Raw genomic sequence first — 14,527 nt, 5'->3', positions numbered from 1 at the left:
CTGCGGCCGGTGCTCGCTGGGTGGGAACCTGAACGGCGGCGCAGCCTCATCTCGTTCCACGGCAGAACCAGTACAGCCCTACGCCCTACCGTTCCCCCATGCGTGTGGTGCGATGGCCTGGTGCTCTCCTGACGTTCGTCGCGATGTCGGCGCTCGCCGGCCTGCTCGTCGCCGTCGCCGTGACCCCGGCGGTCGCGGTCGCCGGCGAGGGGACGTCCGGCGCGGTCGCCTTCTTCGAGGACCTGCCGAGCTACCTCGACATCCAGACGCCGCAGCAGGTGTCCTCGGTCTACGCGACCAAGGACGGCCAGCAGGTCAAGATCGCGTCGTTCTACGCCGAGAACCGGACGACCGTGGCGTCCGCGGCGATGGCCAGGACGCTCAAGCAGGCGGCGACCGACACCGAGGACCCGCGGTTCTACGACGAGGGCGGCGTCGACGTCATCGGGACCCTGCGCGCGACCATCGCGGACGCGCTGCACCACAGTGTGCAGGGCGGCTCGAGCATCACCCAGCAGTACGTGAAGAACGTGCTCGTCCAACAGTGCGAGCAGCTGACCGGCAAGGACACCGATGCGACCACCGCGCTGGTGGACGCCTGCTACAAGAAGGTCGCCGGACAGTCGAAGGCGCGGAAGCTGCAGGAGATCCGGTACGCGGTCGCGGTCAACAAGAAGTACACGAAGGACCAGATCCTCACCGGGTACCTCAACATCGTCGGGCTCGGCGGGAAGGTCTACGGCGCCGAGGCCGGGGCCGAGTACTACTTCGGCGTGCACGCGAAGGACCTCTCGCTGGTGCAGTCCGCGACCCTCGTGGCGATCTTCAACTACCCGTCGCGACTGCGCATCGACCAGCCGAAGGACAAGGAGAACGGTGCGGCGAACGGGTACGCGGCGACCAAGGTCCGGCGCGACTACGTGCTGCAGCGGATGTACGTCCACCACGACATCACGAAGGCCCAGCTCGCCCAGGCCAAGGCCACGCCGGTCACGCCGAAGATCACGGCCACGGCCAACGGCTGCTCGACGGCCGCGGCCGGCTACGACGCCGGGTACTTCTGCGACTACGTGCGCGACCAGGTGCTGCAGGACACCGCGTTCGGCAAGACGGCCCCGGAGCGGATCGCCGCGCTCGACACCGAGGGCCTGCAGATCCACACCACGCTGAACCTCGACCTGCAGAACCAGGCGCAGACGGCCCTGTCCTCCTACGTCCCGCAGACGATGCCGGGCGTCGACGTCGGCGGGTCCAACGTCACGGTCGAACCCGGCACCGGACGCATCCTGTCGATGGTGCAGAACACGGCGTACACGCAGAGCGACAACGGCGGGGCCGGAGCGACCGCGGTGAACTACAGCGCCGACAGCGGGTACGGCAACTCGGGCGGGTTCCAGACCGGGTCGACGTACAAGGTCTTCACGCTCGCCGAGTGGCTGGCGACCGGGCACACCCTGTCCGAGTCGGTCCCGACGGGCGAGAGCGAGTTCCAGAACTCCGAGTTCACGAACTCCTGCCAGAACGTCAGCGGCGGGGTCTGGAACGTCTCGAACGCCGAGAAGGTCGGCCCGTCCCTGACCGTCCAGGAGGCCACCTCCGAGTCGATCAACACCGCGTACGCCCAGATGGGCAAGCAGCTCGACCTCTGCAAGATCGCCGGGCTCGCGAAGGCGATGGGCATCCACCCCGCGGGCGGCGGCGAGCTCACGCAGACGCCGTCCTCGATCCTCGGGGTCAACGACCTGTCGCCGATCGACCTGGCCGAGGCGTACGCCGGCTTCGCCCACGGCGGCGTCGTCTGCACCCCGACCGCGATCGACTCGGTGACGACCTCGACCGGCGAGAAGATCACCCCGACGCCGGCGTCGTGCACGCAGGGCGTCCCCACGAACGTCGCCGCCACGGTCGACTACGCCCTCCGCGGGGTGCTCACCGGCAACGGCACGGCGGTGGCGGCGAACCCGAACGACACGGTCGACAAGTTCGCGAAGACCGGGACGACCGACGGTGACGTGCAGAACTGGCTCGTCGCCTCGACGACGAAGTACACGAACGCGACCTGGATCGGCAACGTGCAGGGCCACGTCGGGCTGGCGAACGTCGGCTTCCCGCAGGGCACCACGGGGTACAGCGCGAAGTTCGGCGTCGGCAAGGCGCTCATGGGCTACCTCGACCAGACCGTCGGCGGCGACCCCCTGCCCGCGCCGGACCCGGCGCTCGTCGGCCACGTGGCGGCTGCGCCGACGGCCGCGTCGACGGGATCCGGGCAGTCCACGAAGCAGGCACCGGCGCCGCAGACGCAGCAGCCCGCGCAGCAGCAGCCGACCCAGCACGGCGGCCACGGCCAGCCGGCGAAGCCGGGCGACGGCAAGTGACCGCCTGGAGGCGCGGTGCCGGTCCCGGAGACCGCCCCGCGCCTCCAGACCGTCGCGTTCTCCACAGGCGCCTCGCGCGTCGTGGGGCACCAATAGACTGGTGGGCATTCCACGAACCGATCGACGGAGCACCATGCCTGACATCACGAGCGAGCAGGTCGCCCACCTGGCGAACCTCGCACGTATCGCACTCACGCCCGAAGAGATCGAGAAGCTGACCGGGGAGCTCTCGCACATCGTCGAGAGCGTCGCCCGGGTCACCGAGGTCGCGACCCCGGACGTCCCGGCGACGAGCCACCCCGTGCCGCTCGGCAACGTCACCCGGCCCGACGTGGTCGGGCCGACCCTCACGCAGGAGCAGGCGCTGTCGGGTGCCCCGGACTCCGACGGTGAGCGGTTCCGCGTGACGGCGATCCTCGGCGAAGAACAGTAGGGCGGAAGACAGTGACCAACGACATCACCCGCCTCAGCGCCGCCGCGCTCGCCGACGCCCTCGTGGCGCGCGACGTGTCGAGCGTCGAGGCCACCCAGGCGCACCTCGACCGCATCCAGGCGGTGGACGGCGACGTCCACGCGTTCCTGCACGTGAACCAGAACGCCCTCGCGGCGGCGAAGTCGATCGACTCCCGCCGTGCCGCCGGCGACGACCTCGGTCCGCTGGCCGGCGTGCCGATCGCCGTGAAGGACGTCCTGTGCACGCAGGACATGCCGACCACCTCGGGCTCGAAGATCCTCGAGGGCTGGGTGCCGCCCTACGACGCCACCCCGGTCGCGAAGCTCCGTGCCGCAGGCCTCGTACCGCTCGGCAAGACCAACATGGACGAGTTCGCGATGGGCTCGACGACCGAGTTCTCGGCGTACGGCCCGACGCACAACCCGTGGGACCTCGACCGGATCCCCGGCGGTTCCGGTGGTGGCTCGGCCGCCGCGGTCGCCGCGCACGAGGCACCGCTCGCCCTCGGCTCCGACACCGGTGGCTCGATCCGCCAGCCCGGTGCCGTCACGGGCACGGTCGGCGTGAAGCCGACGTACGGCGGTGTCAGCCGCTACGGCGCGATCGCCCTGGCCTCCAGCCTCGACCAGGTCGGACCGGTGTCCCGCACCGTCCTCGACGCCGCGCTCCTGCACGACGTCATCGGCGGCCACGACCCGAAGGACTCGACGAGCATCCCCGACGCCTGGCCGTCGATGGCCGCCGCCGCGCGTGAGGGCCTGCAGGCCGACACGCTCCGCGGGCTGCGCGTCGGCGTGGTCAAGGAACTCGCCGGTGGCGAGGGCTTCCAGGCCGGCGTCACGCAGCGCTTCCGCGAGACGGTCGCGATCCTCGAGTCCGCCGGGGCCCAGGTCGTCGAGATCGACGCGCCTTCGTTCGCGTACGCGATCAGCGCGTACTACCTGATCCTCCCGGCCGAGGCGTCGTCCAACCTGGCGAAGTTCGACTCGGTGCGCTTCGGCCTCCGCGTCACGCCGGAGAACGGCGCCACCGTCGAGGACGTCATGGCCGCCACGCGCGAGGCCGGTTTCGGCCCCGAGGTGAAGCGTCGCATCATCCTCGGCACCTACGCCCTGAGCGCCGGCTACTACGACGCCTACTACGGCTCGGCACAGAAGGTCCGGACCCTGGTGCAGCGCGACTTCACGGCCGCGTTCGAGCAGGTCGACCTGCTCGTCAGCCCGTCCGCCCCGACGACCGCGTTCCCGATCGGCGAGCGCATCGACGACCCGCTCGCGATGTACCTGAACGACCTCACGACGATCCCGGCGAACCTGGCCGGCGTGCCCGGCATGAGCATCCCGAACGGCCTCGCGCCGGAGGACGGCCTGCCGACCGGGGTGCAGCTGATGGCCCCACAGCGCGAGGACGCCCGGCTCTACCGCTACGGTGCGGCACTCGAGCGCCTGCTCGAGCAGCAGTGGGGACACCCGCTCATCGACAGCATCCCGGACCTCGACCAGAGTCAGCAGTCCGCTGCGCAGGAAGGTGTGATCTGATGGCGCAGAAGGACGCGCTGATGGACTTCGACGAGGCACTCCGGCGGTACGAGCCGGTCCTCGGGTTCGAGGTCCACGTCGAACTCGCGACGAAGACCAAGATGTTCTCGGACGCCCCGAACTTCTTCGGTGGCGAGCCGAACACGAACGTGACCCCGGTCGACCTCGGGCTGCCCGGGTCGCTGCCGGTCGTGAACGCGCAGGCGGTGCGGTACTCGATCCAGCTCGGCCTCGCGCTCGGCTGCTCGATCGCCGAGTCCTCGCGGTTCGCCCGGAAGAACTACTACTACCCGGACAACCCGAAGAACTACCAGATCTCCCAGTACGACGAGCCGATCGCGTACGAGGGCGAGGTCGAGGTGGAGCTCGCCGACGGCACGATCTTCACCATCCCGATCGAGCGCGCCCACATGGAGGAGGACGCCGGCAAGCTCACGCACGTCGGCGGCGCCACCGGCCGCATCCAGGGCGCCGAGTACTCGCTCGTCGACTACAACCGTGCCGGTGTCCCGCTCGTCGAGATCGTCACGAAGCCGATCTTCGGCGCCGAAGAGCGCGCCCCCGAGCTCGGCGCGGCCTACGTGCAGGTCATCCGCGACCTCGTCCGGGCGCTCGGCGTCTCCGAGGCCCGCATGGAGCGCGGCAACCTGCGCTGCGACGCGAACATCTCGCTGCGCCCCCGCGGGCAGGAGAAGCTCGGCACCCGCACCGAGACGAAGAACGTGAACTCGTTCCGCGCCGTCGAGCGTGCCATCCGCTACGAGATCCAGCGTCAGGCCGCGATCCTCGCCGACGGCGGCACGATCACGCAGGAGACCCGGCACTGGCACGAGGACACCGGTCGCACGTCGGCCGGCCGTCCCAAGTCGGACGCCGACGACTACCGCTACTTCCCCGAGCCCGACCTGCTCCCCGTGGTGCCGGACCCGGCCGTGATCGAGGAACTCCGGGCGTCGCTGCCGGAGGCCCCGGTGGCGCGTCGCCGTCGTCTCAAGGGCGACTGGGGCTTCGCGGACCTCGAGTTCCAGGACGTCGTGAACGGCGGGCTGCTCGACGAGGTCGAGGGCACCGTCGCCGCCGGAGCGGCACCGCAGGCGGCCCGCAAGTGGTGGACCGGCGAGATCAGCCGCGTCGCCAACGCGCAGGACGCCGCGCCCGGTGACCTCGTGTCGCCGCAGCACGTCGCCGAGGTCATCGCGCTCGTCGAGTCCGGTGACCTGACCGACCGCCTGGCCCGCCAGGTGCTCGAGGGCGTCATCGCCGGCGAGGGCTCGCCGGCCCAGGTCGTCGAGGCCCGCGGGCTCAAGGTCGTCTCCGACGACTCCGCCCTCACCGCCGCGGTCGACGAGGCGCTGGCCGCCCAGCCCGACGTGCTGGCCAAGATCCAGGACGGCAAGGTGCAGGCCGCCGGTGCCATCATCGGTGCCGTGATGAAGGCGATGCGCGGGCAGGCCGACGCGGCCCGCGTCCGCGAGCTGGTCCTGGAGCGCGCGCAGCAGTCCTAGACCGGACCGAACCGGACGGGAGGCACGGTGCCAGCTGGCACCGTGCCTCCCGTCCGTCCGTGGTCCGGTCCAGGGCGGCAACCTGGGGACGCGTCAGCGACCCGGTGACAAGATGAGTCGTGTCCGCAACGATCCGCGCCATCGGTACCGCCGTCCCCACGAGGACGCTCGAGCAGGCGGCGGTCCGGGACCTGTTCGTCCGGCAGCCCGACCTCGGTCGGCTCGGCCGTCGACTCGTGCCCGCCGCGTTCGACGCGTCCGCCGTCGAACACCGGCACACGGTGCTCGACGAACTCGACGCCGCCCTGCCGGCCGGCGCCTTCCGAGACGACGCGGGCGTCCTCCGCTCGCCGTCCACAGGAGCGCGCAACGACCGGTACCGCGAACTCGCTCCGCCGCTGTTCGTCGCCGCCGCGTGGGACGCCGTGCAGCATGCCGGCATCGACGCGGCGTCGATCACGCACGTCGTCACCGCCTCGTGCACCGGGTTCACGCAGCCCGGGCCGGACCTCGACATCGTCCGCGAACTCGGCCTCCGCCCGACCGTCTTCCGCCAGCACATCGGCTTCATGGGGTGCTGTGCGGCGTTCCCCGCGCTCCGTGTCGCCGACGCCTTCGCCACCGCCGACCCGGACGCCGTCGTGCTCGTGGTCTGCGCGGAGCTCTGCACGCTGCACGTCCGCGCCTCGGACGACCCGGACCAGATCGTCGCGAACAGCGTCTTCGGCGACGGTGCCGCCGCGGTGGTCGTCACGGCCGACGGTCCCGGGCTCCGGATGGACGACTTCGCCACCACGGTCGTGCCCGAGGGTGCCTCGGAGATGGCCTGGAACATCGGCGACGAGGGCTTCGAGATGGTCCTCAGCACCGCCGTCCCCAAGCTCGTCGGGGCGACGGTCGCGCAGGCCGTCGGACCGCTGCTGCCGGCCGGGGGCGCAGCCGCCATCCCGGTGTGGGCCGTGCACCCCGGCGGTCGCGCGATCCTCGACCGCACGCAGGACGCCCTCGGGCTGTCCGACGCGGCGATGGGTCCGAGCCGCGCCGTCCTCCGTGACCACGGCAACATGTCGAGCGCCACCGTGCTGTTCGTCCTCCGCCAGGCACTCGACGAGGGCATCGCCGACGGCGCACCGGTCGTCGCCCTCGCGTTCGGTCCCGGCCTCACGGTCGAGGCGTCACGGCTCACCGCGGTCGGGACGACCCCGCGGGACGCGACGCCGGCGGCGACCACGGCGGAGGACCCGGCCGACGCCCTCGAAGCCGCGACCGCAGGGGTCTCGTGAGCCGGCCGGACGGACCCGACCCGCGCCTCCCGGTCGACCTGACCCGGCGCGCCGTCGACCTGCGCGAGCTGATGGACGAACCGGACTGCGACCCGCAGGCGCTCGCCCGCACGTTCCGGCGGTTCGCGCTCGTGAACGCCCTGGTCAGCGGGTGGCGGGCGGTGTGGCGGACCCACGTCGCCCCCGCGTTGCCCGCGGACGGCCGCGGGCGCGTGCTCGACCTCGGGTGCGGTGGCGGCGACCTCGCCCGGGCGATCGTGCGTTGGGCGGCGGCCGACGGGTTCGACGTCGAGGTCGTCGGGGTCGACCCGGACCCGCGGGCGATCGACGCGGCGACCCGGTCGACCACGCGCGGGGTCACCTTCCGCCAGCAGTCGAGCGGTGAACTCGTCACGGCGGGGGAGCGGTTCGACGTCGTGGTGTCGAACCACGTGCTGCACCACCTCGGCGACGAAGAACGACACGGCTTCCTCGCCGACTCCGAGACCCTGGCGACGGGCCGGAGCCTGCACTCGGACATCCGACGGTCGACCGAGGCCTACCGGGCGTACGCGCTCGGTGCGGCGCTCGTCGCGGCGGGCACGTTCGTCCGGGTCGACGGACTCCGGTCGATCCGACGGTCCTTCACGCTGCCGGAGCTGCGCGAGGCGCTGCCGACCGGGTGGCGGGCGGAGCAGGCGGCTCCGCACCGGGTGCTGGCGATCCGGGACGCCGAGGTGCCGGGGTTCGACCGCCGCGTCGCGTGAGACTGCGGGCTCCGGTCGCGGCGTCGCGCTGCGGGGCGACCGCCGCGTCGCGTGACCGTGCGGGGTTCCGTCGTCAGGTCGGCTAGCGTCGGGGGATGGCCTCGGACCCGCTGCACCGCGTCGCGGTCCTCGTGCTCGACGGTGCGAAGCCGCTCGACGTCGGGATCCCCGCGCAGGTGTTCTCGAACCGGCCGAGCATGCCGTACGAGGTGCGGGTGTGCGGGCCACGGGTCGGTCGGATCGCGGGCGGCGACGGGCTCGCGTACGCCGTCGACCACGGGCTCGACGCGCTCGAGTGGGCGCAGACGGTGTTCGTGCCCGGCTACCGGTACCCCGCGGACACCCCGCCGCCGGCCGACGTCGTGGCTGCACTCGCGCGGGCGCACGAGCGCGGCGCACGGATCGCGGCGATCTCGACGGGAGCGTTCGCGCTCGCGGCCGCCGGACTGCTCGACGGCCGGCGTGCCACCACGCACTGGCACTACACGCGGGTCCTGCGGGACCGGTACCCCGCCGTGGACGTCGACGAGGACGTGCTGTTCGTCGACGCCGGCTCCGTCCTGACGAGCGCCGGGGCGGCGAGCGGGATCGACCTGTGCCTGCACATCGTCCGGCAGGACCACGGCGTCGCGCTGTCGAACCACGTGGCACGCCGACTGGTGAGCGCGCCGTACCGGAGCGGCGGGCAGGCGCAGTACGTCCCGCGGAGCATGCCCGAGCCGCTCGGCGACGTCTTCGCCGAGACCCGGGAGTGGGCGCTCCGGCACCTCGCCGAACCGCTGACGCTCGAGGTGCTCGCCCGGAACGCGACGGTGTCGCCGCGGACGTTCTCGCGCCGCTTCGTCGAGGACACCGGGTACACGCCGATGCAGTGGGTGCTCCGGGCCCGGGTCGACCTCGCACGCGAGCTCCTCGAGCGCTCGGACCTCGGCATCGACCAGGTGGCGGAGCGCGCGGGACTCGGATCCGACGCGAACCTGCGGACGCACTTCCGGCGGATCCTCGGGACGTCGCCGACGGCGTACCGCCGCACGTTCCAGGACTGACGCGACCCGTCGCCCTGTTGGCGGGATCCTTCCGGACGCTGGCTTCCCTGCCACTGGAGCCGCGCCTCCAGGCCGGTGAGCATGGACCGCGGAACGAAAGGAACCCACATGACCCGCATCGCCATCAACGGCTTCGGCCGCATCGGCCGCAACACCCTCCGCGCACTCCTCGCCCGCGGCGGCGACGACCTCGAGGTGGTCGCCGTGAACGACCTCACCGCACCCGACACGCTCGCGCACCTGTTCCGCTACGACTCGGCCCTCGGCCCGTTCGACGGCACCGTCGAGGTCGACGGCGACACGCTCGTCATCGACGGACGACGTGTCCGGGTCCTGGCCTCACGCGAACCCGCGGAGCTGCCGTGGGCGGAACTCGGCGTCGAGGTCGTCCTCGAGTCCACCGGCCGCTTCACCGCACGAGACGCCGCCGCCGGGCACCTGGCGGCGGGCGCGCGGCGCGTGCTCATCAGCGCGCCGGCGACCGGGGCCGACGCCACCATCGCCTACGGCGTGAACACCGACGTGTTCGACCCCGCTGCGCACACGGTGATCTCGAACGCGTCGTGCACGACCAACGCGCTCGCACCGCTGGCGTCCGTGCTCGACGACCTCGCCGGGATCGAACACGGCTTCATGACGACCGTGCACGCCTACACGCAGGAGCAGAACCTGCAGGACGGACCGCACCGCGACCTCCGTCGTGCACGGGCCGCCGGCGTGAACATCGTGCCGACGTCGACCGGTGCCGCGAAGGCGATCGGGCTCGTGCTGCCCCGACTCGAGGGGAAGCTGTCCGGCGACGCCATCCGCGTGCCTGTGCCCGTCGGGTCCCTCGTCGAGCTGAACACCGTCGTGTCGCGGTCCGTGACCGTGGACGAGGTCAACGCGGCGTACCGCGCCGCTGCCGCCGGGCCGCTCGCCGGGGTGCTGGCGTTCACGGCGGACCCGCTCGTGTCGACGGACATCACCGGGCGGCCGGAGTCGAGCATCTTCGACTCGCTGCTCACCCGGGTCGACGAGGGGCGGCACGTGAAGGTGGTGGCCTGGTACGACAACGAGTGGGGCTTCTCGAACCGCGTGGTGGACACGCTCGGGATGCTGGCGCGGGCGGCGTAGGGCGCGGGGGCGCGGGCGCGGCCTCGCGCTTGCCGGATTTCGCGCTGAGCGACAGTTCACGGGCTCGAAGCCGCGTGAAGTGTCGCTCAGCGCGAAACTTGGGCGCGGTGCCGGGCGCGGGTGGCGGCGCCGCGCGCGGCCGGCGGCGCCGCGCGCGGCCGCGCCGCGCCGCGCCGCGGCCGCGTCAGCGGATCGCGGCCGTGGTGGACGCGAAGGAGCGGGAGCGCACGGCCTCGCGGTAGCGCCGGAGCGCCACCTCGCCGGCACCGACGGACTCCAGCGCCGCCAGCCCGGCACCGAGCACCGGGGGATCGGTCACCCAGGTCGGCACGGCCCCGGGCACTCGTGACTCGAGCCCCGACACGACCCCGTCCACGAGCATCGGGTCCCGCGCGGCGAGCACCCCGCCGCCGAGCACGACCGGCACCGGCGACGTCGCCGACCCGCCGAGCCCGAGCCGTCCGAGCGACACCGACGCCAGGAGCACGATCTCCTCGGCCTGCCGCTCGACGACGCTCCGCGCGACGTCGTCGCCGGCCCCCGCGACCTCGAACAGCACGGGGCACAGCCGGTTGAACACCCGGTAGTCGAGGCGGCCGAAGTGGATCGCCTCGGTCACCTCGCGGACACTGCCGAGCCCGAGCGCCGTCGGCACCGCGTCGACGAGTGCCGTCGCCGGGCCACGCCCGTCGTCCGCCCGCGCCGCGTGCCACAGGGCACGGTTGCCGAGGTACGCGCCGCCGCCCCAGTCGCCGGAGACGTCCCCGATGGCGGGGAACCGGGCGGTCTCGCCGTCGGCACGGACCGCGAGGGCGTTGATCCCGGTCCCGCACACCACCGCGGCGGCGTCGGGCGACAGCGTGCCCGCCCGCAGCAGCGCGAACAGGTCGTTGTCGAGCACGTCCGGCGCGCCGCCGTCCTCGTCCCAGTGGGCGAGCGCGGCTTCGGCCGCGACGAGTTCGTCGTGCAGGTCGAGGCCGGCGAGGTACACGTGCGTGGTGCGGATGCGCCGGTCGCCGAGCTCGCGGAGGACCCGGTCACGGACGTCGTCGAGGATCGGACCGGCGAGGTCCCACCCGCGCGTCTGCGGGTTCGACCCGGGGCCGCGTGCGTGCCCGACGAGCGTGCCGTCGAGTCCGATCGCGACGACGTCGGTCTTGCTGCCGCCGCCGTCGACGGCGAGGACGACATCGGTCGCGTCCGATGGTCCCGGCGCGGCGGGCCTGGAGGCGCGGCTGGTGTCCGCCCCGTCGGTCCGGCTCAGCGCGCCCACGTCACCTGCTCCGATCGCGTCCACGGCAGGTGCTCCGCGTTCGCGGCCAGCAGCAGGTCGGTGAGCTTCTCGGCCTTGTCGACCTGCCCCACGAGCGGGTGCGCCCACATCGCACGGAGCACCCGGTCGCGCCCGCCGTGGACCGCCGCGTCGAGCGCGAGCCGCTCGTAGCCGGCGACGTGCGACACGAGGCCGACCATGTCCTCGGCCAGCGGGGCCACCGGCAGCGGGGTGATCGCCTGCCGGGTGACGCGTGCCGGGACCTCGATGACGTGGTCGTCGGGCAGGAACGGGAAGGTGCCGTCGTTCCGGACGTTGAGCACCTGCACGTCGCCGCGGTCGCCGAGGATCGAGGACAGCACGTCGATCGCTGCCTCGGAGTAGTACGCGCCGCCGCGCTGCTCGAGCTCCACGGGCTTCGTGACGACCGACTCGTCGGCGTACTTCGCCAGGAGCGCCCGCTCGGTCGCCATCACTGCCTCGGCGCGGGTCGGCTCGCGGAGCTGTTCCTCGAGCACGATGTCGTGGCTGTAGAAGTACCGCAGGTAGTACGAGGGGACCGCGTGCTGCAGGCGGATGAGGTCCTCGTGCATGTGCACGCTCTCGGCCATCCGGGCCAGGGCGTCACCCGGCGCGAGCAGCTCGTCGAGCACGTCGCGCGTGGTGCCGTCGGCGCCGGTGACGTGCACGCCGCGCTCCCAGGTCAGGTGGTTCAGGCCGACGTGGTCGAGGCGGACCGCGGACGGCGCGACCCGGAACTCCGCGGCGAAGCGACGCTGGAAGCCGATCGCGACGTTGCAGAGGCCGACGGCGCGGTGCCCGGCCTCGAGGAGCGCGCGCGTGACGATGCCGACCGGGTTCGTGAAGTCGACGATCCAGGCGTCCGGCTTGGCGTGCTTCCGGACGAGCTCGGCGTACTCGAGCACGACCGGCACGGTGCGGAGCGCCTTCGCGAACCCGCCGGGGCCGGTGGTCTCCTGCCCGATGCAGCACGCCTCGTGCGGCCAGGTCTCGTCCTGCTGCCGTGCGGCCTGCCCGCCGATGCGGAGCTGGAACATGACGGCGTCGGCGTCGCTGACCCCGGCGACGACGTCGTCGGTCACGTGCACGGTGCCGGGGTGCCCGGCGTGCGCGAACATCCGCTTCGCGACGCCGCCGACGAGCTCGCGCCGGACGGGGTCGGGGTCGACGAGCCAGAGTTCGTCGATGGGCAGTTGGTCGCGGAGCCGGGCGAAGCCGTCCACGAGTTCGGGGGTGTAGGTGGATCCGCCACCGATGACTGCGAGTTTCACTGTGGTGCTATCCCTTCACGCCGGTGAGCGCGATGCCCTCGACGAATGCCTTCTGTGCGAAGAAGAAGATGATGACGACGGGGACCATGACGACGACGGTCATCGCCATCGTCATCGACCAGTCGGTGCCGTGCTGCCCGCGGAACGTGGCGAGCCCGTACGCCACCGGCCAGGCGGCCTGGTTCTCGGAGGCGTAGAGGAGCGGGCCGTAGTAGTCGTTCCACGAGTGGAAGAACATGAAGATCGCGGCCGACGCGATGCCCGGACGGGCCATCGGCACGACGACCCGCCAGAGCACGCCCCACTCGCTGCAGCCGTCCATGCGGGCGGCGTCGCCGTACTCCTTCGGGATGGTCATGAAGAACTGGCGGAGCAGGAAGATGCTGAACGCGTCGCCGAGCAGGTTCGGCAGGATGAGCGGCCAGAGCGTGCCGGTCAGGTGCAGCTCGGACCACATCACGTAGACCGGCACCGCGGTGACCTGCGGGGGCAGGAGCATCGCGACGATGATCACCGTGAAGATCAGGTTCGCGCCACGGAACTTGATCTGGGCGAGGGCGTACGCCGCCGGTACGGAGCTGACGAGCATGAACGCGGTGGCGAGCACGGCGTACATCGACGAGTTGCCGAACCACTGCGCGAGCGGCAGTTCGGTGAACACCCGCGCGTAGTTCGAGAAGTCGAACGGTCGCGGCAGGATCGACGCCGTGAGTGCCTGGTTGCTCGACATCAGCGAGGTCAGGATCACGAACACGATCGGGGCGATCGTCAGGACGCCGAGGGCGACCAGCGCGGCGTGCTCGGCGATCCACACGAGGGTCCGGCCGCGGGGCCTGCCGGTGCGGGGAGCGGAACCCCGGGGCGCCCGGGTGAGCGGGGACTGGGACACTGCGGTCATCAGGACTCCTCCGGCCGGAACACACTGATCCGGCGCATCGTGAAGACGAGCACCACGGCGGTGATCACGAACAGCACGACGGCCATCGCGGACGCGTAGCCGAACTGGAAGTTCGCGAACCCGTGCTGGTAGAGCAGCTCGGTGTAGGTGAGCAGCGACGTGCCCGGGTACCCGAGCTGCGCGGCGGTCCCACCACCGATCGTCGCCTTGCCGCTCGCGACACCCGAGGCCACCGCGGCCTCGGTGAAGTACTGCAGCGCCGCGATCACCCCCGTCACGGCCGCGAAGCCGATGACCGGCGCGATGGTCGGCAGCGTGATGTGCCGCACCTGCTGGACGCCGTTCGCGCCGTCGAGCGACGCGGCCTCGTACAGGTCACGCGGCACGTCGAGCAGGGACGCCAGGAAGATGATCATGATGTCGCCCATGACCCAGACGCCCATGATCACCAGCGAGGGCTTCGACCACGCCGGGTCGTTGAACCACAGCGGGCCCTCGATCCCGAAGACCTTGAGGATCTGGTTGACGGGCCCGGTGCCGGGGTTGAACAGGAACACGAACGCCACGACGCTCGCGACCGGCGGCACCAGGGCGGGCAGGTAGAACAGCGTCCGCCAGAACCCGGTCGCCGTCTTGGCCCGGCTGAGGAGTCCGGCCACGAGCAGGCCGCAGACGATCCGGACCGGCACGAGGATGACGACGAACCACAGCGTGTTGACGACCGCGGGGCCGATCTGGGGGTCCTGCGTGAACAGGAACCGGTAGTTCAGCAGGCCGACGAACTCGGGCTCCTGCAGCTGGTTGTACCGCGTGAACGAGTAGAAGATCGACGCGACGAGCGGGTAGGCGAAGAAGATCACGAGGCCCGCCAGGGCCGGGGCCAGCATCGTCAGGGCGACGATGCGGCGGCGGGACTCGGCGGAGCGGCGCCGACGTGGCCGGCTTCCGGGGGCCGTCGAACGCGACCCGGCTGGGGCCGACGGCCGGGAGGCGCGGGTGGG

The 14,527-nt window shown here is 72.1% G+C and carries 12 protein-coding genes; 8 read left to right on the top strand and 4 right to left on the bottom strand.

Annotated features, from left to right (window positions below; translation table 11 throughout):
- Nucleotides 1-98 precede the first annotated feature (98 nt).
- The 8 genes from EDF64_RS00890 (at nt 99) to gap (ending at nt 10,063) form a co-directional block, all read left to right on the top strand.
- Nucleotides 99-2,375 carry a transglycosylase domain-containing protein gene (locus EDF64_RS00890; RefSeq protein ID WP_133518226.1) on the top strand — a complete coding sequence of 759 codons (2,277 nt, stop codon included), beginning with the start codon at nt 99-101 and terminating at the stop codon, nt 2,373-2,375.
- 133 nt (nt 2,376-2,508) lie between these two features.
- Nucleotides 2,509-2,808 carry an Asp-tRNA(Asn)/Glu-tRNA(Gln) amidotransferase subunit GatC gene (gene gatC, locus EDF64_RS00885; protein ID WP_111117102.1) on the top strand — a complete coding sequence of 100 codons (300 nt, stop codon included), beginning with the start codon at nt 2,509-2,511 and terminating at the stop codon, nt 2,806-2,808.
- A gap of 11 nt (nt 2,809-2,819) precedes the next feature.
- Nucleotides 2,820-4,367, top strand: a complete 1,548-nt coding sequence (gene gatA / locus EDF64_RS00880) for an Asp-tRNA(Asn)/Glu-tRNA(Gln) amidotransferase subunit GatA (protein ID WP_133518225.1) — start codon at nt 2,820-2,822, stop codon at nt 4,365-4,367.
- Complete coding sequence (gene gatB, locus EDF64_RS00875) at nt 4,367-5,872, top strand: Asp-tRNA(Asn)/Glu-tRNA(Gln) amidotransferase subunit GatB (protein ID WP_133518224.1); 1,506 nt, start codon at nt 4,367-4,369, stop codon at nt 5,870-5,872. The genes gatA and gatB overlap by 1 nt, the downstream gene beginning before the upstream one ends.
- A gap of 119 nt (nt 5,873-5,991) precedes the next feature.
- Nucleotides 5,992-7,155, top strand: coding sequence for a type III polyketide synthase (locus EDF64_RS00870; RefSeq protein ID WP_133518223.1), 1,164 nt, complete (start codon nt 5,992-5,994; stop codon nt 7,153-7,155).
- Nucleotides 7,152-7,901 (top strand): methyltransferase domain-containing protein, encoded by a 750-nt coding sequence (locus tag EDF64_RS00865; protein WP_133518222.1) that lies wholly within the window; start codon nt 7,152-7,154, stop codon nt 7,899-7,901. Before EDF64_RS00870 ends, EDF64_RS00865 begins: the two co-directional genes overlap by 4 nt.
- 95 nt (nt 7,902-7,996) lie before the next feature.
- Nucleotides 7,997-8,947 carry a GlxA family transcriptional regulator gene (locus EDF64_RS00860; RefSeq protein ID WP_133518221.1) on the top strand — a complete coding sequence of 317 codons (951 nt, stop codon included), beginning with the start codon at nt 7,997-7,999 and terminating at the stop codon, nt 8,945-8,947.
- A 108-nt stretch (nt 8,948-9,055) separates the two neighbouring features.
- Complete coding sequence (gene gap, locus EDF64_RS00855; RefSeq protein WP_133518220.1) at nt 9,056-10,063, top strand: type I glyceraldehyde-3-phosphate dehydrogenase; 1,008 nt, start codon at nt 9,056-9,058, stop codon at nt 10,061-10,063.
- Between the two features lie 184 nt (nt 10,064-10,247).
- On the opposite strand, the gene EDF64_RS00850 is transcribed toward gap, so the two are convergent.
- From EDF64_RS00850 to EDF64_RS00835, 4 genes are read right to left on the bottom strand one after another with little or no spacing between them, the layout of a single operon-like run.
- Complete coding sequence (locus EDF64_RS00850; RefSeq protein ID WP_243736189.1) at nt 10,248-11,336, bottom strand: N-acetylglucosamine kinase; 1,089 nt, start codon at nt 11,334-11,336, stop codon at nt 10,248-10,250.
- Nucleotides 11,324-12,628, bottom strand: coding sequence for a 6-phospho-beta-glucosidase (locus EDF64_RS00845; protein WP_133518219.1), 1,305 nt, complete (start codon nt 12,626-12,628; stop codon nt 11,324-11,326). Before EDF64_RS00845 ends, EDF64_RS00850 begins: the two co-directional genes overlap by 13 nt.
- Nucleotides 12,629-12,635: 7 nt before the next feature.
- Nucleotides 12,636-13,526: a carbohydrate ABC transporter permease gene (locus EDF64_RS00840; protein WP_133518218.1), complete on the bottom strand. Its 891-nt coding sequence runs from the start codon at nt 13,524-13,526 to the stop codon at nt 12,636-12,638.
- The gene (locus EDF64_RS00835; protein WP_083402579.1) at nt 13,526-14,413 is read right to left on the bottom strand and encodes a carbohydrate ABC transporter permease; all 888 of its coding nucleotides are present in this window, start codon (nt 14,411-14,413) and stop codon (nt 13,526-13,528) included. The genes EDF64_RS00840 and EDF64_RS00835 overlap by 1 nt, the downstream gene beginning before the upstream one ends.
- Between the last annotated feature and the right edge of the window lie 114 nt (nt 14,414-14,527).

This window comes from Curtobacterium flaccumfaciens (assembly GCF_004361695.1).
Taxonomy (GTDB): Bacteria; Actinomycetota; Actinomycetes; order Actinomycetales; family Microbacteriaceae; genus Curtobacterium; species Curtobacterium flaccumfaciens_B.
Note: the sequence above shows the minus strand (reverse complement) of the source record. Positions and strands in the feature narration are given on the sequence as shown.